This window comes from Oceanimonas sp. CAM02 (genome assembly GCF_032842915.1).
GTDB lineage: Bacteria > Pseudomonadota > Gammaproteobacteria > Enterobacterales > Aeromonadaceae > Oceanimonas > Oceanimonas smirnovii.
In genome coordinates, this window is record NZ_JAWJBK010000004.1 from 48,665 (window position 1) to 68,018 (window position 19,354).

Consider the following 19,354-nt stretch of genomic DNA (forward strand, 5'->3'; position numbering starts at 1 on the left):
CCATGGCCGAAAAGTTGCTCCTGCATTTTCGGCATTTTCGCCATCCTTGGCGGTCAGATGCATTTGCCGAGCGTCCCAGGGAGGGGCTTGAAGCGTGTCGGGGAAGTGGGCCGTTTCCCCGACCTTTTACAGACAAACCGTTTTACAACCACACACCCAGTAACATAAAGGCCGGAATAAGCACCAGCAGCGGGCAACGGAACACGCGCAGTGCCAGCAAACCCAGCGCCGCCGCTGCGAGCGCCGGCGCACCGGTGACACTGGCCACAAATACCGGCTGATACAGGGCCGCCAGCAATAACCCCACCACAGAGGCATTCACCCCGGCAATGGCACCGGCCATGCGCGGATTGGCCGCCAGTGCCTGCCAGCCGTTAATAAACGCCAGCACCAGCAAAAAGCCCGGTAAAAAAATGCCAAAGGTGGCCACCAGTGCACCCAGCAGCGGGCTGGCGGGCAGCAGCTCGGCACCCAGAAAGCTGGCCAGGCTGAACATGGGACCGGGCATGGCCTGGGCTGCGCCGTAACCGGTCAGAAACACTTCACTGGAAAGATCGTTTGCCAGCAGGTTCTGCAGCAGGGGCAGCACCACATGGCCGCCGCCAAATACCAGGCTGCCGGCCTGATAAAAGTCGGCAAACAGCCCCGCCGAGCCACCATGGGCCAGCAGCGGCAGGCCTGCAAACAAGGCGGCGAACAACAATAAAAACGGCCAGTTAATAAAGGCCTTGCGCACTGGCTCGCCGCTGTCGCGGGTAAGCAATATGGCTCCGACCACGGCGGCGGCCAGCAGGGCAATAAACTGGGCCAGCAGCCCGGGCCAGAGCCAAAGCCCCGCGGAGGTTCCCACCGCCAGAGCCAGACTCAGGCGCCGGCGACAGAACTGGCCGGCCATGGTCAGCACCGCATCGGCCACCACCACCAGGGCAAACAGCTTAAGGCCGCTTACCACCGCCGAGGTAACGGGAGAGTTGGCGTAATGCTGCCCCAGCAGGGCGAGTGCCAGCATCAGCCCGAACGAGGGCAGGGTAAAACCGATAAAGGCGGCAATGGCCCCGCCCAGGCCGGCGCGCTGATAACCGATGGCAAAGCCCAGCTGGCTGGAGGCGGGGCCGGGCAGAAACTGGCATAACGCCATTGTTGAGGCAAACCGATCCTGCGCTATCCAGCCCAGTTTTTGCACGAAATGACGCTGAAAATAGCCGATATGGGCAGCAGGGCCACCAAAGCTGACACAACCCAACATAAAGAACTGCCAGAACACGGAAAGCATAAAGAAGGCTCCGTTGAATAAACAATGGCTTCATCATACTCCCGTGATGATGACAGTTCATGTGTTGGGATGTTTTCGTGTCTATACTGCTTTCGTGGTACTCAAAATAAGGACTCATATGATGAGAAAGACAATCTTATTAGTGTTAGCAGCACTGACACTGAACCTGGCTGGTTGCAACACCTTTGCCGGTGCCGGTAAAGACATAGAGCGCGGCGGTGAAGTGGTTCAGGATGCGGCAAGAGACGTACAGAAAAAACTGTAAGTTGCCGTTTTCGTGAGCGCAGGGCCGGCCATTGCCGGCCCTGCTGCTTAATGGCGATTATGCTGCAAAATACGCCGGGCCCGGGCGACCACCGGACTGTCTACCATATGTTCATTGACCGCCACCACGGCTCCGTTTGTTTGTTCATTGGCCGCCATGACCTTATCTGCCCAGTTGATTTGCGCCTGAGTAGGGGCCAGCGCCTGAGTGGCCGGAGCCACCTGACGCGGATGCACCAGCAAAACACCGCCAAAGCCCAGTTTCGCCCCTTCCCGCACATAGTTCTGCAGACCTTCGTCATCGTTAAAGGCGGTATACACCGCATCCAGCGGTGCGGCCAGCTCGTGAGCCCGGGAGGTGACCACCAGCTGGCTGCGAATGGGCAAAAAAGGGGTTTGATCTTGGGGCTCGCCGGCCGGAGGCGGATAGTCCATGGCCAGATCCAGCGCCATGTCGAGCTGGCCGAACAGCAGCCGGGCCACGCCATTGGCGGTGGCTATATCATTGAGCAGAGCCAGGGCTCTGGCTGATTCAATAAAAGGCAGCAGGGGTTTGTCGCTGGCATTGGCCAGTTCAGTGAGGGCATCGGGATCTTCCGCCTTGGGCACCACTATGGCGGCCACCGCATCGGCACGGCACAGGGCGGCATCCTGATTGAACCAGGGCGTGTCGGTGCCGTTTATGCGCACCAATACCGAGGCCGGAGGTTGCTCGGTAAGCCAGTGGGCCAGGGTGCTGCGAGCAGCGTCCTTTTCTGCCGGGGGCACAGCATCTTCCAGATCGATGATAACGGCATCGGCACCACTGCTCAGGGCCTTGGCAAACCGCTCGGGGCGGTTGGCGGGAACAAACAGCAGGGTTTGCAGCGCATTGATGTTCATAGAAAACTCCATTTAACCCTTCGCGATGGCGAAGCGAAGACGTCTTCTGTTTAGATCAAACAAGGCCCGGCTGCAAGCAGCCGGGCCTTGTATTAGAGCGTGCTGTGGTTACAGGCTTTGGTGTGGGCCGAATACTTCATAGTGCAGCTGGTCGTCGGCAATGCCCCAGCCGGACAGGGTTTCTTTTACCATGGCCATAAAGGGCACGGGGCCGCAGAAATAGTAGTGAGCACCGGGCTGGCAGATGGCGTCTCTGAGCTTGCCGAGATCCATCAGGCCGGTGGCGTCATAATCTTCCGCCGGGCGGTCGGCCTCCTGCGGCTGTCGATACCAGATATGAGTTTCCAGATTGGCATGAGCCTGGCGGCGGGCCTGAATGTCTGTTTTGAAGGCGTGCTGAGCGCCGTTCTCACAGGCATGCAGCCAGTGAACAGAAGCCTGATGGCCCTGACTCAGCAGCTGATCCAGCATGGCGCGCATGGGGGTCAGACCTACGCCGCCAGACAGCAGTACTACAGGGGTTTGCGGAGTCACGTCCATAAAGAAGTCGCCGGAAGGCGGCAGCACCTGCAGGGTATCGCCCACTTGAACCTGATCGTGCATAAAGTTGGAGACCACGCCACCCTGCTCACGTTTGACCGCAATGCGGTAGTTTTCACCATTGGATGCCTGGCACAGTGAATATTGGCGATATTCGTGATGCGCCAGCTGGTCGGAAACCAGGTGCAGGTTAAGGTACTGACCGGGCTTGAAGCCGACCACGGCGCCGCCGTCGGCAGGGGCCAGCAGAAAACTGGTGATAAGCTCGCTTTCCACTTGCTTTTCTTTTACCACAAAGTTGCGGGTGCCACGCCAGCCGCCGGTTTGAGTTTCCTTTTCTGAATAAATTTGCTCTTCGCGGCCAATAAAGATGTCGGCCAGGGCACCGTAGGCCTGAGCCCAGGCATCAATCACTTCCGGTGTGGCGGCATCGGGAGCCAGCTCTTTAATGGTTTCCAGCAGGTGATGGCCCACAATGGCGTATTGCTCCGGCTGAATGGAAAAACCGGTGTGCTTCTGAGCGATGCGCTCTACAGCTGTGCTCAGTACGGCGGGGTTGTCGATGTTTTTGGCATAGGCCAGTACGGCGGCAAACAGGGCGGCAGGCTGGCGACCGGTATTCTGGTGGCTGAGGTTAAACACATCTTTCAGCTCGGGATTGTCGCGAAACATCCGCTGGTAGAAATGTTCGGTCAGGGCGGTGTTGGCCGACTCCAGCAGGGGAACGGTGCTTTTCACGATTTCAATGGTGCGGGCTTCCAGCATGAGTACCTCGTTTGCCTTTAAAGTTGCATTAAATATGACACTTAATGGAGTGGGATAATATAGGTACATTTGAAATGCATCAATGATTTTTTGCATTTTTTGTGCTTGAGGCTCGAGCAAGCGGGCTGCAGCCGGTATTATTGCGGCCATTGTGAGCAAGGAATTAGCCAAATGACGCCATCATCGGGTTTTGAGCAAGTGATCAGCAGCATTGATCAAGTGAATGAGCAGGATCCCAACCGTCAGACGGTTGCAGGAAAAGACTGGCCCAAAGAGCGCCTTTACAGTGAACGCATGACGCAACAACTCAAGATGTTTGCGCCCGATGCCGGCGAGCTGCTGCACATTGCCGCCCGGGCTCAGCATATTCGCCGCTGGGCCATTCCCCGTTCCGATTACCCCATGGACAGAGCCGGTTATAAGCGCTGGCGCAGTGAACTGGCGCAATATCACGCCGATCTTACCGGCCATCTCATGGCTGAAGCCGGTTACGATCAAAAAGCCCAACAACGGGTGAGCGCCCTGTTGCTGAAGCAACGCCTGAAGCAGGATGCAGAAGTCCAGCTGCTGGAAGATGTGATTTGTCTGGTGTTTCTGCAGTTTTATCTTGAAGACTTTGCTGCCGGCCACGACGACGCCAAGGTGGTGAGCATTATTGCCAAAACCTGGGGTAAAATGTCTGCACAAGGGCAGACGGCAGCGCTGGCACTGCCCTTGTCGCCTGCCATGCTGGCATTGATCAAACAGGCACTGGCAGGCTGAACATAGCCTTAAGGCTACGCCAACCATATAGAAACTATATTTATGCTTAATTTGTTATCAATGTTAAATAATTTTTGTGTGTCGGGGCCGATGCACCCTTAACAGGATGTGAGTAAAAGGGGAGAGGATCCGATGAATGCGATTGTGCTGGCGATTCTGGTAATGGTGGGCCTGTGTCTGGCCCGGGTGTCTGTGGTGTTTTCGCTGGTAGTGGCGGCTCTGGTGGGCGGGCTCTGGGCCGGCATGTCGGTGGATCAGGTGATTTCGTCGTTTAATGAGGGGCTGGGCGGCGGTGCGACAGTAGCATTGGCTTATGCCACTTTGGGAGCCTTTGCGGTGGCGCTGTCGCGCACCGGCATTACCGCCATGGTATCCGACAAGGCGCTGGCCTGGGTGGGGGCCCGGCGTGGTGCTGGTGAGCAGACTACTCCCGGCGGTGTAAAGTGGCTGCTGTTTGTTGCGCTGATCCTGGTGGGGGCGGCATCGGGCACTGTGGTGCCGGTGCATATTGCCTTTATTCCCATTCTGGTGCCGCCCCTGCTGGGGCTGATGAACATGCTGCAGCTGGACCGCCGTGCCGTGGCCTGTGTGATCACCTTCAGTATTACCATTATGTACATGACCACACCCGTAGGGTTTGGCACCATTTTTCTTAACGATATTCTCACCAACAGCGTGAATCAGGCCGGTGCAGAGCTGGGTATGCAGGTAACCACTGCCATGGCTCCCAAGGCCATGCTGTTGCCGGCGCTGGGCATGCTGCTGGGGCTGCTGGTGGCGGTGCTGTTCAGTTATCGCCGTCCTCGCGGCTATCAGTCGCCACTGAATGAGGTAAAGCAGGATAAAGCCAGCCGGCCGCAGCTCAGCCGCAAACAGCTGATGATGATAGGTGTAGCCATAGTGGGTGCGCTGGTGGTGCAGCTGACCACCGGCTCCATGGTGCTGGGTGGCTTGCTGGGCTTTGCCTTGCTGTCGATGAACGGCCTGTTCAAGTGGAAGGATCAGGACGATGTGTTCACTCAGGGCATGCGGCTGATGGCGCTGATCGGCTTTATTATGATTGCCGCCTCGGGCTTTGCCGGCGTGATGAAGGCATCCGGTGCTATCCCTGAGCTGGTGACCGGCTCGGGCGCGCTGATTGGCAATAATCCGGGACTGGCGGCGCTGGTCATGCTGCTGGTGGGCCTGTTTATTACCATGGGCATCGGCTCCTCGTTTTCCACCATTCCCATTATTGCCGCCATTTATGTGCCGCTGGCCATCAGTTTTGGTTTCTCGCCGCTGGCTACTCTGGCACTGGTAGGCACCGCCGGCGCGCTGGGCGATGCAGGCTCACCGGCGTCCGACTCCACTTTGGGCCCCACCGCCGGTCTGAATGCCGACGGCCAGCACGATCACATTCGTGATTCGGTGATCCCTACCTTTATTCACTACAACATTCCTTTGATCCTGTTCGGCTGGATAGCGGCACAGGTGCTTTAATCCAAGCCTTGCTGGTCTGAATGTCGGGCCAGCTTGCTCAGCAGCCAGTCAGGAGCATCGTGGGGCAGATCGTGGCCGGCCCGGGGATGCTGATGCAAGGAAACACGCAGGTGCTGTGCCAGTGTCTGGCTGCATAATGGATTAACCAGATGATCCTCCAGGCCACACAGCACAAGCGGATTTACAGGCAAGTTGCTGGCCGGCACTCGGTAGCGGGCAGCAGCAACAAGCTGGCGCACAAAGTTGCGGTGAGCGGTGGGATACTGGTTGGCGTAGTGTATCCAGCCTGGCAGTAAGGTATCGCTATCATGGCGATGATTGCAGGTAAGGCGGTAGATAAGCCTCTCTCTTTGCGCTCTGCTCATCAGCAGTGCAAGTCCCACTTCCAGCTGGGCCTTGGGCCGAAGGCGCAGCCAGAAGGGGTTAAGAGTGCTGCTTGAGTTCACCAAAGCCAGACCGGTAACCTCCCGTGGGTAGCGAGCAGCCCATTCAATGGCAATCATGCCGCCCATTGACAGCCCGAGCAGATAAACCGGCCGGCGTATAGTTACTTCGCGACGCAGCTGGTCGACCATATCCGCTATGAAAGTGGCACTTTTTTGCTGGTGATAAATGCCGTTGCCATAGAGCTCCGGACACTGCACTTGTGCGTTAAGCCGAGTGGCCAGTTGCTTTGGAAAGTCTCCCCAATAGCGGCACTCCCGGGCCAGCCCGCGCAACAGTATCCAGCTGGGTTGAGTCATGGTGCCATGGTCCTGCCGGTAATCTGCTCCACAAACAGCCGTGCCGGCAACGACAGCGGAAAGTCTGAAGCCCGTGCCAGCACCACCCGCTGGGGCGGCACATCGTCATGCAGCGGCACACAGGCGATGGCCGCGCCGTCGTAGCTTTGATCGCCGGCGGGCCGGGTGCACGACAGCGCCACGCCATGGCCGTGGGCCACCAGACCGCGCTGCATTTCAAACGACAGTGTGTAATGAATGCGGGCCGGCTGCAGATCCCGGTGCCAGAACAGAGACAAAAAGTATTCCCGGGTCAGGGGCAGGTCCTGCAGGATCAGGGTGTCAGCGGCCAGTTGCGCCAGGCTGATGCTGGGTTGTTGCGCCAGTGCGTGATCGACCGGCAACAGGGCGTATGGTTTGAGCTCATTGAGCACATGGGTGCGACATTCCGGTGGCAGGCTCAGGCCGTAGCTCAGCACCAACTCTGCCTTGCCCTGCTCCAGAAACTCCCGTACACCGGCCAGATCCTGCTCCTGCATACTGACTCTGACCTTGGGGTAGCGACGCTCAAACTCACTCACCAGACGCGGCAGATAGTAGGGCGCTATATCCCGAAAGCAGGCAATCACCAGCTGGCCTTGCACGTCATCGGTATTTTCATGTTTGTCGTCCAGCAGGTTGTGCGACAGGGTAAGAATATGTCGTGCTTCATTAAACAGCGTTTCTCCCCTTGGGCTCAGGCTCACCCCCTGACCACGATGGCGCTGAAACAACGGCTGGCCGAGCAGACCTTCCAGCTGATTAATAGCAATGGACACAGAGGGTTGAGACACATGCAGGGCAACGGCTGCCCGGCTGATGCTGCCGTGCTGGGCTACTGCCACAAAGTAACTGAGCTGACGAAAAGTAAATGGTATAGCCATTAGGTTATGCACTTTATATTAAATCTATATTTTTATGCTATGTAAAAAGACTGTTAAAGTCGAGCTGTCATCAAATACCGGGGAAGGAGAGGGACATGACCACAGCCATTGCCAGCAATATCTGGCTGACCGACGAGCAGAAGGCCGCCTATCAGCGTGATGGTGCCATCGTGATCAAGGGCGTATTTAAAGACTGGATTGAGCCGCTGCGTGCCGGTTTTGACCGAGTGCTGCAAAACCCCAGTGAGCATGGCCGCGAAAACGTGACCGGCACCGATACCGGCCGTTTCTTTGAAGATTACTGCAACTGGCAGCGTATTCCCGAATTTCGCCAGTGGATAGAGCAGTCGCCCGGTGCCGCCATTGTGGGTGAGGCCACCGGCTCGAACGCCATTCAGGTGTTTCACGAGCATATTCTGGTGAAGGAGCCGGGCACCTCCAAGGCCACCCCCTGGCATCAGGATAACCCTTATTACTGTGTGGACGGCGAGCAGACCGGCAGTTACTGGATACCGCTCGATCCCATCACCCCAGAAAATGCCCTGCAGGTGGTACTGGGCTCCCACCGCTGGCCCAAGCCGGTGCGCCCGAGCAAGTGGTCCACCAATGCGTCCTGGTATACCGACGACAGCCCCTATATGGAGATGCCGGATATCGACAATGGTGATTTCGAGATCATGATTCCGGAAATGGAGCTGGGTGATGCCCTGCTGTTTAACTTCAAAACCGTGCACGGCGCGCCGGGCAACCAGACTCAGAATCGCCGCCGGGCCTTTTCCACCCGCTTTATGGGCGACGATGTGCGTTATGTAAACCGGGGCGGACCTACTTCACCACCCTTTGACGGCATCAACCTGCAAACCGGCGACCGCATGCGAGAAGACTGGTTCCCGGTGGTATGGCGGCGCTGAGTTCAGGCTGGTCTGCTGGATGAAGATTTCAACGGGTTATGCTTTTGGCATAACCCGTTGTCATTTTGGTGTTTTCGAATCTGGGCCTTGATCAGCCGTGTCGTTGATCTTCCTTAATCATGTCGGCGGCTTTTTCCCCGATCATAATGGAAGGCGCATTGGTATTGCCGGACACGATAACCGGCATGATGGAGGCATCGGCCACTCGCAGTCCCTCAATGCCATGTACTCTCAGCCGGCTGTCGACCACCGCCATGTCATCCTGCCCCATTTTGCAGGTACTGGTGGGATGATAAATGGTCTGGCTGAACTTTCTGGCCGCTTCCAATAATTGTTCGTCGCTCTGGTACTGGCGTCCGGGCACGTGCTCATCGAGGATCACCGGTTTCAGTGCTTCGGCCTCGGCAATACGGCGGGCAACCTTGATGGCGTCCACCGCCACCCGGCAGTCTTCTTCGGCCGACAGGTAGTTGGCCTGAATGGACGGGTACTGGTGCGGATCGGCACTGATAATGCGAATGCGGCCCCGGCTGTGGGGACGCAGCTGGCACACCGAGGCGGTGAAGGCGGAAAAGGGATGAACACCTTCACCGGGCTTGTCGGCACTCAGTGGCTGCATGTGGAACTGAATATCCGGTCGTTCCAGATCTTCCCGGGAGCGGGTAAACACACACACCTGGCTGGCGGCCAGGGTCAAAGGGCCAGTGCGGGAAAACGCATACTGCATGCCTACGCCGAGCTTTTTCACCGGATGATTAACTTCATCGTTCAGGGTTTTGCAGCTGGTCCTGAAGACCAGACGGATCTGCAGGTGATCCTGCAGGTTTTCTCCCACGCCGGGCAGGGCATGACGGCATTCCACCCCAACTGAGGCCAGATGTGCGGGATCCCCGATGCCAGAACATTGCAGGATCTGCGGCGAGCCGATAGCGCCGGCGCTCAATATTACCTCTCGGGTTGCACGGGCCAGCAGCCGTTTGCCCTTATGCTCAAACTCAATGCCGGTCGCCTGTTTTCCTTCCAGCAGTATGCGGCGGGTATGGGCATGAGTGAGCAGGGTTAGATTGGGGCGTTTGAGCGCCGGACGCAGAAAGGCCTTGGCACTGCTGCAACGCAACCCCTTGTAGGCGGTCTGCTGAAAATAGCCGACACCTTCCTGTTCAGCACCGTTGAAATCCGGATTGGCCGGAATGCCGGTTTGCCTGGCCGCGGTGACAAAGCGGTCGGCAATTTCCCGGCGCAGGCGTAAATCGGACACCTTAAGCGGGCCATCCACACCGTGATAGTCATTTTTTCCTCTGGACTGACATTCAGATTTTTTGAAATAGGGCAGTACTTCCCGATAACTCCAGCCTTCGTTGCCGAGGGCGGCCCAGTGGTCGTAGTCCTGGTGCTGACCGCGGATATAGAGCAGTCCGTTGAGTGAGCTGGATCCGCCCAGCACCTTGCCTCTGGGCCACTGCAATCGTCGGCCGTCAATGCCTTCATCCGGATCGGTCTGGTAACACCAGTCAGTGGCCGGGTTGTGCATGGTTTTGAAGTAGCCGACCGGAATATGGATCCAGGGGTTGCTGTCCCGGCCACCGGCTTCCAGCAGCAGTACCCGGATACGGGGATCTTCACTGAGCCGGTTGGCCAGCACGCACCCGGCCGAGCCGGCACCCACCACGATATAGTCGAATTCGCCGAACACCTGGTTTTGATACAGAGACATGACTTATCACCTGGCAAGTTGCAGTAGGCACGGTCTCCAACACCTGGTTGAAGGGCCTTTTTACAAGCAATCAGAAAACGTACTGAACCCATGGTAGTTACTTATTTTTAACTTGGTAGTTATTTTTTCGATATTTTTTGTATCGTTTTTATTGGTTTTGTCGTTGACACAAATGTTGATTGGTTAATATAGTCTCAGTTGTTAATTTTTTGTAATGGTGGTTCTAACCAAGGACGAGGTTATCTTATGAAAGCAGTTTCGTTTGTTTTGTCTTCCGTCGTACTGGCCATGTCGGTCAGCTCAGCAGCCATGGCCGATTACTCAGGACCCAAGCTCAAGATGAAGCTGGCGCATACCGCGCCCCCGGGTAATCACATTACTCAGGCCTATGAGAAGTTTGCCGATCTGGTGAAGGAAAAATCGGATGGTAAAATCCGGGTTCAGTTGTTCCCGGGAGCCATTCTTGGCAGCGACCGGGTGCTGGTAGAAGGAGCGCAGCGGGGCACGCTGGAAATTGGCGTAAGCTCGACCCCCAACCTGGCGAGCTTTTCCCCGTTATTTCAGGTGTTCGACCTGCCTTATATCACCAGCCCCGAGCATCAGGAGAAACTCTATCAGTCCCTGGATAAGGGCGGTCCCTTGAATACTTACTTTGAGCAGGTATCTAATGACATTGGCCTGCAGCCGATCATGTATGCCGAGTATGGCTATCGTAATTTTGTGTCCAGCAGCAAGCCGCTTTCAGGACCCGATTCCTTGTCTGGGCTGAAAATGAGGACGACTGACTCACCAGTAGAAGTTGCGGTAGCAAAAGCCTTGGGTGCGAACCCGGCCCCTATTGCCTGGGGTGAGGTGTATACCGCCTTGCAACAGGGCACCATTGATGCGGAGGGCAATACTTTCCCTCACATGTTTGGTGCCAAACATCATGAAAATCTGAAATATGCCGTCACCTCTGCGCACAACTATGGCATGCAAGTGGCCATGGCCAACAAGAAGTGGTGGGACTCCCTGCCGGTGGAGGCCCAGGAGGTCATTGAAGCAGCTGCTCAGGAAGCGGTGACCTATCAACGTACGCAAGCCTATCCTGAAAATGAGGAAAAAGCGCGCCAGGGTATGATTGATGCCGGGATTGCGATTCACCAGACCACGAAGGAAGAGCAGGCAAGGTTCCGCGAGTTGACCAAGCCGGTATTTGAAGAATTTGCAGCCAACCTGCCGGACGATTTGCTTGAACTGGTTCAGGAAACCCAGCAGTAAACGCAGCGTTTCTGCATAAAAGTGCCGGCGTCACGATCACTGACGCCGGCGTTGAGCCTGGGGGGGATGATAAGGTCCGCCCGTTTTATTGGCTGAAGGACTGTGCCGGAGCGGCCTTATGGAACTGTTAAAACCTCGCGTCAGCCAGGCGGAAATAAAAAGCGCATATCCACTGGCAAATATATTTAATAACGTTGAAAAGCCTTTCCTGTTTATTGGTTTGATAGTGATGATTTTCATCATTAATTATCAGACTTTTTTCAGGTATGGCATATCTACCTTACTGGAATTGATTGCTACACCGGGCTTTGAACGTATGTTCGGTCACTGGCTGGATACCGAGGCCTTGCGTGTCCGGGTAAAAAGTGCCGTCGGTTGGGGTGTATGGACCGAAGAGCTGGCCCGCTACATTTTTATCTGGATTTCCTATCTTGCCGTGTCTCTCTCCATCCTGAACCGGGGAGGTATCCGGGTGGATGTATTGCACAACCGGCTATCAGCACACTGGCAAAATATCCTCTGGGTCATGATTGATTTCTGTACTCTGATATTGGTTTGCCTGTTTGCATATATGGGGCTTGACTACGTCAGGATGCAATTAGAAATGCCTCAGACCACGCCGGCGTTGCAAATCGGATACTACATTCCTTATCTGATATTGCCTGTTGGTTTTGGCTTGATGGGCATACGTACCCTGCAGACATTGTGGCGACAAAGCAGGGGCATGACGTTGCCGAGTGTAGCCATGGGGATGGCACTGTCGGTGTTACTGTTTTTACCCGTCATGCTCTCCGATGACTGGAGCGCTTCCCTGTTGTTATTTGGCTACTTTACCCTTTTTCTCGTATTGGGAGTGCCCATTGCCTTTGCTCTGGGACTGGCGGGGCTGACCACGGTATTGGGGGCTGGAACCCTGCCGGTAGATTATCTGGCGCAGGTTGCTTTCTCGTCTATCGACTCCTTTCCTATCATGGCCATTCCCTTCTTTATTGCCGCCGGCGTCTTTATGGGAGCGGGTGGTCTGTCACGGCGATTGCTGGCGTTGGGAGATGAACTGGTGGGGGCGTTGCCCGGGGGTATGGCTCTGGCCAGTATCATGACCTGTATTTTCTTTGCCTCTATCAGCGGTTCGGGTCCGGCTACCGTCGCAGCCATCGGCTCTATCACCATTCCGGCCATGATTGCCCGGGGTTATGACAAGTATTTTGCCGCGACAATTGTGGCCTGTGCCGGTGCCATCGGGGTGATTATTCCCCCCAGCAACCCCTTTGTGGTGTATGGCGTGTCGGCTCAGGTATCCATTGGCAAGCTGTTTATCGCCGGTATTATCCCCGGGTTGATCATGGGGGCAGCATTGATGCTGGTTGCCTATCTGATTTCCAGAAAAAATGGCTGGCATGGTGAAATCCGTGAGCGCTCTCTGAAAACCTTTATGTGCGCAGCCTGGCAGGCCAAGTGGGCACTGATGGTGCCGGTGATTGTGCTGGGCGGGATCTATGGCGGCATCATGACACCGACAGAGGCCGCAGCGGTAGCCGCACTCTACGGGCTGGTTGTGGGACTTTTTGTTCACCGGGAGCTGTCATTGAGCAGCTTGTGGGGGGCGAGTCAGGAAGCGGCGAATATTTCATCCATTATTATTGTGCTGATGGCCATGGCGACTATCTTCGGCAATATCATGACCATAGAGCAGATCCCTGAAATCATTGCCGAGGCTATCCTGGCGCTGACGTCCAGCAAGCTGATCATCCTGATTATGATTAACATCTTCCTGCTGTGGATCGGCATTTTTATGGAAGCGTTGGCCGCCATTGTGATCCTGACTCCCATATTACTGCCGTTGGTGACCGCCGTGGGAGTAAACCCGGTGCACTTCGGGGTCATCATGGTGATGAATCTGGCCATTGGTTTTATTACGCCACCGGTGGGCGTCAACTTGTTTGTGGCCAGTGGCATTGCCAACGTCAGCATTGGTGGCTTGGCCAAAGCCGTCTGGGTATATCTGTTGGTAATGATTGCCGTGTTGCTGATGATTACCTATTTACCGGAAATTTCGCTGTTGCTGCTGTGATTTTTCATTATGCCCAAGCGACGCCTTCTGGCTCCGCTTGGGCTTTGCTGCACACTAAAGAATCAGGATGTATTTTGAATATCAACTTCATGACATGGGCAGGTGTGACTCTGTCTATGGCCGAGCATATTGCCGAAGACGGCGGGCGGCCACTTTGTTTCGCGATTGTGGACAGCAGCGGTTCTCTGGTTCATCTATACCGTATGAATGATGCGCCTCAGCGGCTTGTTACAATTGCCATGGGCAAGGCCTATAGCTCATCAAGGATGGAAATGCCGACGGCTTTATTCCGGCAGCGACTGTTGGAAGAGCAGCTTTCATTGGGTGATTTCAAGGATGATGGTCTGACCTCGCTTCCCGGCGGCCAACCCTTGTTTGATGACGGCAAACTGATTGGTGCCGTGGGAGTCAGTGGCAGGACGTTGGAGGAGGATGAGGTTCTCAGTCTGCAGTTTGCGCAGCGTATTCAAGCGGCGCTGTGATAACATGCGGTCACATTCATCCGGGAGGGATTATGAGCACAGCTGCCAGCACAACCAATTCGACCCTGCTTCGTGCCTTTGCCTTGATCGAAACAATGCTGAAGGAAGACCGGGCCATCACCGCGGCCGAGCTTTGTCAGCGGCTGGATGTGCCCAAGCCGACGGTACACCGTATTATCGGACAGTTGGAGCAGGAAGGATTACTGCAGAGAGAACCGGATGGTCGCTACCTCAGCCCCGGCCCCCGCTTGCGTAAAATAGCATTGGGTGTGCTGGCTCAGAGAGGGGTAGGTGCGGCAAGACGAGCAGTGCTGCAGAAGCTGGCGGATGAGCTGGGTGAAACCTGTAACATTGCATTGCTGGATGGCCATGAGCTTCTGTATTTCGAGCGGATAGAAACCAACTGGCCGGTGCGCATTCAGCTGCATCCGGGCTCGCGAATGCCTTTACACAGCACGGCCGCCGGCAAGCTTCTGCTGGCGTTGATGCCAACACACCGGCGTAAGGCGCTGCTGTCTGCTTTGAATCTGGAGCCTCATACACCTCATACCATTACCGACAGGGAGCGGTTGGAAAGGGAACTGGAACAGATTGCTGAAAATACCCTGAGTATTGATAACGAGGAAATGTTTGAAGGCATGGTCGCTATTGCAGTTCCTGTTTATGACGAGGTTGGGCAGGTGCGGGCAGCGCTGGCGGTGCATGCTCCTACGGCCCGTAAGCCGCTTGCCAGCCTGATGGAATGGGCACCTGCTCTGCGCCGGGCGGCGGTGCAACTGGAAAAGGTACTCGATCTTTAAGATCCGGGCCTTGAGCCTGGACTATATCCCTTCTTTCTCCAGCTTTTTCGCCAGCTCGGCCTTCACTTCCGCCAGCAGCCGGATACCGGGTTCGATGCGATCCAGAGGAATGGCCGAGAAGCCGAGCTTGACCGTGTTGGTCGGCAACCCGGCTCCTATGTGATAGCTGTCGCCACTGATGATCAGCAGGCCATGGTCGGCCGCCCGTTTTTTCAGCTCCGCACCGTCCAGCCCGGCCGGCAGTGTCAGCCAGCAGGAAGATCCTCCGATAGACGATGCCTGGCAGTCAGGCAGGTGTTGCTGTAACGCATCGCTCAGGCAGCGGGCTCGCTGTTCAAATTCCCGGGCCAGTTTTCGAACCAGAGTGTCGTGATAGCCGAGCGACAGAAACAAAGCAACGGCGCGCTGATTGTTAAGTGGCGGGTGACGCAGCATCAGTTGGCGCAGGTTGCGTGCCTCCCGGATCAGCGGAGCCGGGCCCACCAGAAAGCCCAGGCGCAGTCCGGGTGCCAGGGTTTTTGACAGGCTGCCGACATAAAGCACACGCCCACGGCTATCCATGCTTTTCAGGGCTGGGGTCGGGTGGCTGCCGACGTTCATTTCCATTTCATAGTCGTCTTCAATCAGCAGGAAGTCGTGTTGTTCGGCCTGTTCCAGCAAGGCTTGCCGTCGTTCCAGTGGCAGGGTAACCGTGGTCGGACACTGGTGGCTGGGAGTGAGGTAAATAGCACTGCAGCCGGACAGGCGGTCGTTGATGACCAGTCCTTCCTTATCGACCGCCAGGCTTTGTACCCGGGCACCAAACAGGCGGGCGATGTGGGCGGCGCTGGGGTACCCGGGATCTTCAATGCCGAAGCAGGATTTTTCATCCAGTAGCAGCTGGGCCAGCAGATAAAGCGCCTGTTGGGAGCCGACGGTGATCAGGATTTCGTTGGTGTGGGCCTGAATGCCCCGGCCGGGTAGGATGCGTCGTTGCAATTGTTCAAGCAGCAGGGGATCGTCGCTGTCGTAGCGATCCGAGCTCCAGTCCTTGATGGCCTGCACACTCACCGCATCGCGCCAGCATTTGCGCCAGTGGTCAAGAGGGAACAGGCTACTGTCGAGCTGGCTGTAGACAAAGGGATAGCGATAACGCTGCCAGTTGTGGGACAGACTGGCATTGGGCTGCTGGCCTGGGCTGACCTTGAGCCGGTGTGTCCAGTCCAGGGCAGGGAGTGAGCCGTGTCCGGTGCCGGGAGTGGCGGGCTGAGCTGCCGGCAGATCGGGATTAACAAAATAGCCACGGCGTTCGCGGGCAATAAGGTAACCGTCAGAAACCAGATCGTCATAAACCTGGACGATGGTATTACGTGCCACATTCAGGTTTTTTGCCAGGTTTCTGCAGGAGGGCAAAGCCTGATCAGACGCTATAAAGCCGTTGAGAATAGCGTTAACCAGGTGCTCCCGTACCTGCTGCTGCAGGGTTGAAGGGGCGTTTCGGTCCAGCGGAAACAAGGCGGGCATATAAACTGTGCTCCCATTGCAAGGTGTGGTGGGATGGTTCGTCACAGCATAGCCAATAATTTATTAAAATGAGACTTTTTGTTTCATTTTTCTTATAGCAGTTGCCGCCATAGCGCCGCGGTCAGCACGCCGGCGGCGATAGCGGGCAGGGGCTTTTTCAGTACCAGCATCACCAGGCCGGTGGCCAGCAGCGCTGCCCGGGCACCGTCGTCGCCGTTGACCGCCTGAGGGGTAAGAATGGCGATCAGCACGGATCCCGACATGGCGCTGATAAAGTTCTGCACCCGGCGGTTAATGGGAATAACGGACATGATCAGCACACCACCCAGTCGGGTGAACAGGGTAACCACCGCCATAACAGCGATAATAAGCAGGGTGCCGTTGCCGGCGGTTTCCAGCATCATTTCCCTTTCTCCATCCAAATTGCTCCCAGCAGTCCGCCGGCCAGCGCGCCTACCACCACATGACTGTTTTCCGGCAACCACCAGTACGCTGCCATGGAACTCACTCCGGCCACTATCCAGATGAGCAGGGTACGAAGATCCTTGCGGGCACCCAGCGCCATGGCCAGCAGGAAGCAGCCCAGTACCATGTCGAGGCCGATGCTGACCGGATCTTCAATGGCGCTGCCGAAGCGGATTCCGAGCCAGGTGCCGATCATCCAGAAGGCCCAAATTGCCATGCCGCCGCCAAATAAAATGCCAAGAGCCCGTTCACCCTTGTGAAAGTGTTGCATGGCCAGGGCCCAATTGGCATCGGAAGCGAACAGCATCATGCCGTAGCGTTTGGCCGGTGGCAGATGGCGCAACCAGGGGTAGAGGGTGGCTCCCATCAGCAGGTGACGGGCATTGATGGCAAAGGTGGTAATCATTAAGGGTACCAGCGGCACCTGCAATCCCCAGGCGTCAAGGGCGGCAAACTGGGAGGTTCCGGCAAACACGGTGGCACTCATCAGCACGATGCTGCCGTCGCCGAGGCCGGTCTGGTGTGCGGCCAGGCCAAACGCCAGGCCGAAGGCGGCCACAAAAAAGGAAAGGGGCAGCAGCTGCTTAAAGCCCTGCCAGATATCCTGCCGGTCCAGCTGGGCCTGGGCCGCATAGGTGTCCATAAAAGTTCCGTGTGTGAAGACGTAAAACAGACAGCATACCATAGGGGGTAGTAAGGGCGAGGTGAAGGATCACAACAATAAAAAAGGCCCGCTCAATGCGGGCCTTTGGCAGCACAGCTACAAGCCTTACTTGGCGATGCGTTTGTACTTGATACGCTTGGGCTGAATGGACTCGGCGCCGTAGGTCTTCTTCTTCCACTCTTCGTATTCGGTGAAGTTGCCTTCGAAGAATTCCACCTTGCCCTCATCCTTGTAGTCGAGAATGTGGGTGGCGATACGGTCGAGGAACCAGCGGTCGTGGGAGATCACCATGGCGCAGCCGGGGAATTCCAGCAGGGCGTTTTCCAGGGCGCGCAGGGTTTCCACATCCAGGTCGTTGGTCGGTTCGTCGAGCAGCAGCACGTTGCCACCGGTCTGCAGCAGCTTGGCCATGTGCAGACGGCCGCGCTCACCACCGGACAGCTCGCCGACCCGCTTCTGCTGGTCGGTGCCCTTGAAGTTGAACCGGCCCAGGTAGGCGCGGCTGGGGATCTCCAGGTTGCCGATGCGCATCATGTCGAGGCCGCCGGACACTTCTTCCCATACGGTCTTGTTGTTGTCCATGGCGTCGCGGAACTGCTCCACCGAGGCCAGTTGCACGGTATCCCCAAGAGTGATGCTGCCGCTGTCCGGTTGCTCGGCGTTGGTCAGCATGCGGAACAGGGTCGACTTACCGGCACCGTTGGGGCCGATGATGCCGACGATGGCACCCTTGGGAATGCTGAATGACAAGTCGTCAATCAGCACGCGGTCGCCGTAGGACTTGGTCAGGTGCTCCACCTCGATGACCTTGTCACCCAGGCGCGGACCGGGCGGAATGAACAGCTCGTTGGTTTCGTTGCGCTTCTGGAAGTCCTGATTCTGCAGCTCTTCAAAGCGGGCCATACGGGCCTTGGACTTGGCCTGGCGGCCTTTCGGGTTCTGACGCACCCACTCCAGTTCCTTCTGAATGGACTTCTGGCGGGCAGCTTCGGAAGAAGCTTCCTGAGACAGGCGCTGATCCTTTTGTTCCAGCCAGGAAGAGTAGTTGCCTTCCCACGGAATGCCTTCGCCGCGGTCCAGCTCGAGGATCCACCCGGCCACATTGTCGAGGAAGTAACGGTCGTGGGTAATGGCCACTACGGTGCCTTCGTAGTCGTGCAGGAAGCGTTCCAGCCAGGCCACGGACTCGGCGTCCAGGTGGTTGGTGGGTTCGTCCAGCAGCAGCATGTCGGGCTTTTCCAGCAGCAGCTTGCACATGGCCACGCGGCGGCGTTCACCACCGGACAGCTTGCCGATCACGGCATCCCAGGGCGGCAGGCGCAGGGCGTCAGCGGCGCGCTCGAGCTGGTTGTCCAGGTTGTGGCCGTCGTGGGCCTGAATGATGGCTTCCAGCTCACCCTGGCGCTTGGCCAGTTTGTCGAAGTCGGCATCCGGATCGGCGTAGGCAGCGTAAACGGCGTCCAGCTCTTTAAGGGCACCGGCCACTTCGGCCACGCCTTCTTCTACTTCCTGACGTACGGTGTACTCGGGATTGAGCTGGGGCTCCTGAGGCAGGTAGCCAATCTTGATGCCGGGCTGGGCACGGGCTTCGCCTTCAATCTCGGTGTCGATGCCGGCCATGATGCGCAGCAGGGTAGATTTACCGGCGCCGTTCAGGCCCAGAACACCAATTTTGGCGCCGGGGAAAAACGACAGGGAGATATTTTTCAGAATATGACGCTTGGGCGGAACCACCTTGCCCACGCGGTGCATGGTGTAAACAAATTGAGCCATTTCTATATTGTCCTGATAAATCAGTGAGTTGACAGGCCTTTCTGGCAGGCTGTGAGTCAGCCCGCGGCCAACGCAGGGCCATGGTGCTATATGGTACT

At 56.8% G+C, this 19,354-nt stretch carries 18 protein-coding genes; 8 read left to right on the top strand and 10 right to left on the bottom strand.

Translation table 11 applies throughout. From position 1 onward, the window contains the following. Positions 1-142: 142 nt before the first annotated feature. A complete protein-coding gene (gene chrA, locus R0I78_RS00555) occupies positions 143-1,273 on the bottom strand; it encodes a chromate efflux transporter (RefSeq protein ID WP_317073913.1) in 1,131 nt (376 codons plus the stop codon). Between the two features lie 118 nt (positions 1,274-1,391). Here chrA and R0I78_RS00560 point away from each other — a divergent pair, with 118 nt between their 5' ends. Continuing rightward, entirely contained in the window at positions 1,392-1,538 is a 147-nt protein-coding gene (locus R0I78_RS00560) for an entericidin A/B family lipoprotein (protein ID WP_317073914.1), read from the top strand. Positions 1,539-1,585: 47 nt separating this feature from the next. Here R0I78_RS00560 and R0I78_RS00565 read toward each other — a convergent pair whose 3' ends face one another. Together R0I78_RS00565 and hmpA are read right to left on the bottom strand one after the other, a co-directional pair. Then, complete coding sequence (locus tag R0I78_RS00565) at positions 1,586-2,419, bottom strand: CoA ester lyase (RefSeq protein WP_317073915.1); 834 nt, start codon at positions 2,417-2,419, stop codon at positions 1,586-1,588. Between the two features lie 108 nt (positions 2,420-2,527). Next, complete coding sequence (gene hmpA, locus R0I78_RS00570; protein WP_317073916.1) at positions 2,528-3,724, bottom strand: NO-inducible flavohemoprotein; 1,197 nt, start codon at positions 3,722-3,724, stop codon at positions 2,528-2,530. A gap of 171 nt (positions 3,725-3,895) precedes the next feature. Between hmpA and R0I78_RS00575 the strand changes: the two genes are divergently transcribed. Then, positions 3,896-4,486, top strand: a complete 591-nt coding sequence (locus tag R0I78_RS00575) for a DUF4202 domain-containing protein (protein ID WP_317073917.1) — start codon at positions 3,896-3,898, stop codon at positions 4,484-4,486. Between the two features lie 132 nt (positions 4,487-4,618). Next, entirely contained in the window at positions 4,619-5,968 is a 1,350-nt protein-coding gene (locus tag R0I78_RS00580) for a Na+/H+ antiporter family protein (RefSeq protein WP_317073918.1), read from the top strand. Here the strand turns inward: R0I78_RS00580 and R0I78_RS00585 are convergent. Both R0I78_RS00585 and R0I78_RS00590 read right to left on the bottom strand, forming a co-directional pair. Continuing rightward, positions 5,965-6,711: an alpha/beta fold hydrolase gene (locus R0I78_RS00585; RefSeq protein WP_317073919.1), complete on the bottom strand. Its 747-nt coding sequence runs from the start codon at positions 6,709-6,711 to the stop codon at positions 5,965-5,967. The genes R0I78_RS00580 and R0I78_RS00585 overlap by 4 nt on opposite strands. Beyond that, positions 6,708-7,613 carry a LysR substrate-binding domain-containing protein gene (locus tag R0I78_RS00590; protein WP_317073920.1) on the bottom strand — a complete coding sequence of 302 codons (906 nt, stop codon included), beginning with the start codon at positions 7,611-7,613 and terminating at the stop codon, positions 6,708-6,710. The genes R0I78_RS00585 and R0I78_RS00590 overlap by 4 nt, the downstream gene beginning before the upstream one ends. A 95-nt stretch (positions 7,614-7,708) precedes the next feature. On the opposite strand from R0I78_RS00590, the gene R0I78_RS00595 reads away from it, so the two are divergent. After that, a complete protein-coding gene (locus R0I78_RS00595) occupies positions 7,709-8,524 on the top strand; it encodes a phytanoyl-CoA dioxygenase family protein (RefSeq protein ID WP_317073921.1) in 816 nt (271 codons plus the stop codon). A gap of 91 nt (positions 8,525-8,615) precedes the next feature. Here R0I78_RS00595 and R0I78_RS00600 read toward each other — a convergent pair whose 3' ends face one another. After that, on the bottom strand, positions 8,616-10,238 hold the full coding sequence (locus tag R0I78_RS00600) for a choline dehydrogenase (RefSeq protein ID WP_317073922.1): 1,623 nt from the start codon (positions 10,236-10,238) through the stop codon (positions 8,616-8,618). 198 nt (positions 10,239-10,436) lie between these two features. Here R0I78_RS00600 and R0I78_RS00605 point away from each other — a divergent pair, with 198 nt between their 5' ends. The 4 genes from R0I78_RS00605 to R0I78_RS00620 all read left to right on the top strand — a co-directional run bounded on the left by R0I78_RS00605 (position 10,437) and on the right by R0I78_RS00620 (position 14,851). Continuing rightward, on the top strand, positions 10,437-11,498 hold the full coding sequence (locus R0I78_RS00605; protein WP_317073923.1) for a TRAP transporter substrate-binding protein: 1,062 nt from the start codon (positions 10,437-10,439) through the stop codon (positions 11,496-11,498). A 118-nt stretch (positions 11,499-11,616) separates the two neighbouring features. Then, entirely contained in the window at positions 11,617-13,569 is a 1,953-nt protein-coding gene (locus tag R0I78_RS00610; protein ID WP_317073924.1) for a TRAP transporter large permease subunit, read from the top strand. 74 nt (positions 13,570-13,643) lie between these two features. After that, on the top strand, positions 13,644-14,051 hold the full coding sequence (locus R0I78_RS00615; protein WP_228211441.1) for a GlcG/HbpS family heme-binding protein: 408 nt from the start codon (positions 13,644-13,646) through the stop codon (positions 14,049-14,051). Positions 14,052-14,083: 32 nt separating this feature from the next. After that, positions 14,084-14,851, top strand: a complete 768-nt coding sequence (locus tag R0I78_RS00620) for an IclR family transcriptional regulator (protein ID WP_094277001.1) — start codon at positions 14,084-14,086, stop codon at positions 14,849-14,851. Between the two features lie 21 nt (positions 14,852-14,872). Here R0I78_RS00620 and R0I78_RS00625 read toward each other — a convergent pair whose 3' ends face one another. The 4 genes from R0I78_RS00625 to ettA form a co-directional block, all read right to left on the bottom strand. Further along, positions 14,873-16,354, bottom strand: a complete 1,482-nt coding sequence (locus R0I78_RS00625) for a PLP-dependent aminotransferase family protein (RefSeq protein ID WP_317073925.1) — start codon at positions 16,352-16,354, stop codon at positions 14,873-14,875. 92 nt (positions 16,355-16,446) lie between these two features. Beyond that, complete coding sequence (locus R0I78_RS00630; RefSeq protein WP_228211439.1) at positions 16,447-16,758, bottom strand: AzlD family protein; 312 nt, start codon at positions 16,756-16,758, stop codon at positions 16,447-16,449. Continuing rightward, a complete protein-coding gene (locus tag R0I78_RS00635) occupies positions 16,755-17,462 on the bottom strand; it encodes an AzlC family ABC transporter permease (RefSeq protein ID WP_317073926.1) in 708 nt (235 codons plus the stop codon). Before R0I78_RS00635 ends, R0I78_RS00630 begins: the two co-directional genes overlap by 4 nt. Before the next feature lie 126 nt (positions 17,463-17,588). Beyond that, the gene (gene ettA, locus R0I78_RS00640; protein WP_317073927.1) at positions 17,589-19,256 is read right to left on the bottom strand and encodes an energy-dependent translational throttle protein EttA; all 1,668 of its coding nucleotides are present in this window, start codon (positions 19,254-19,256) and stop codon (positions 17,589-17,591) included. Positions 19,257-19,354: the final 98 nt, after the last annotated feature.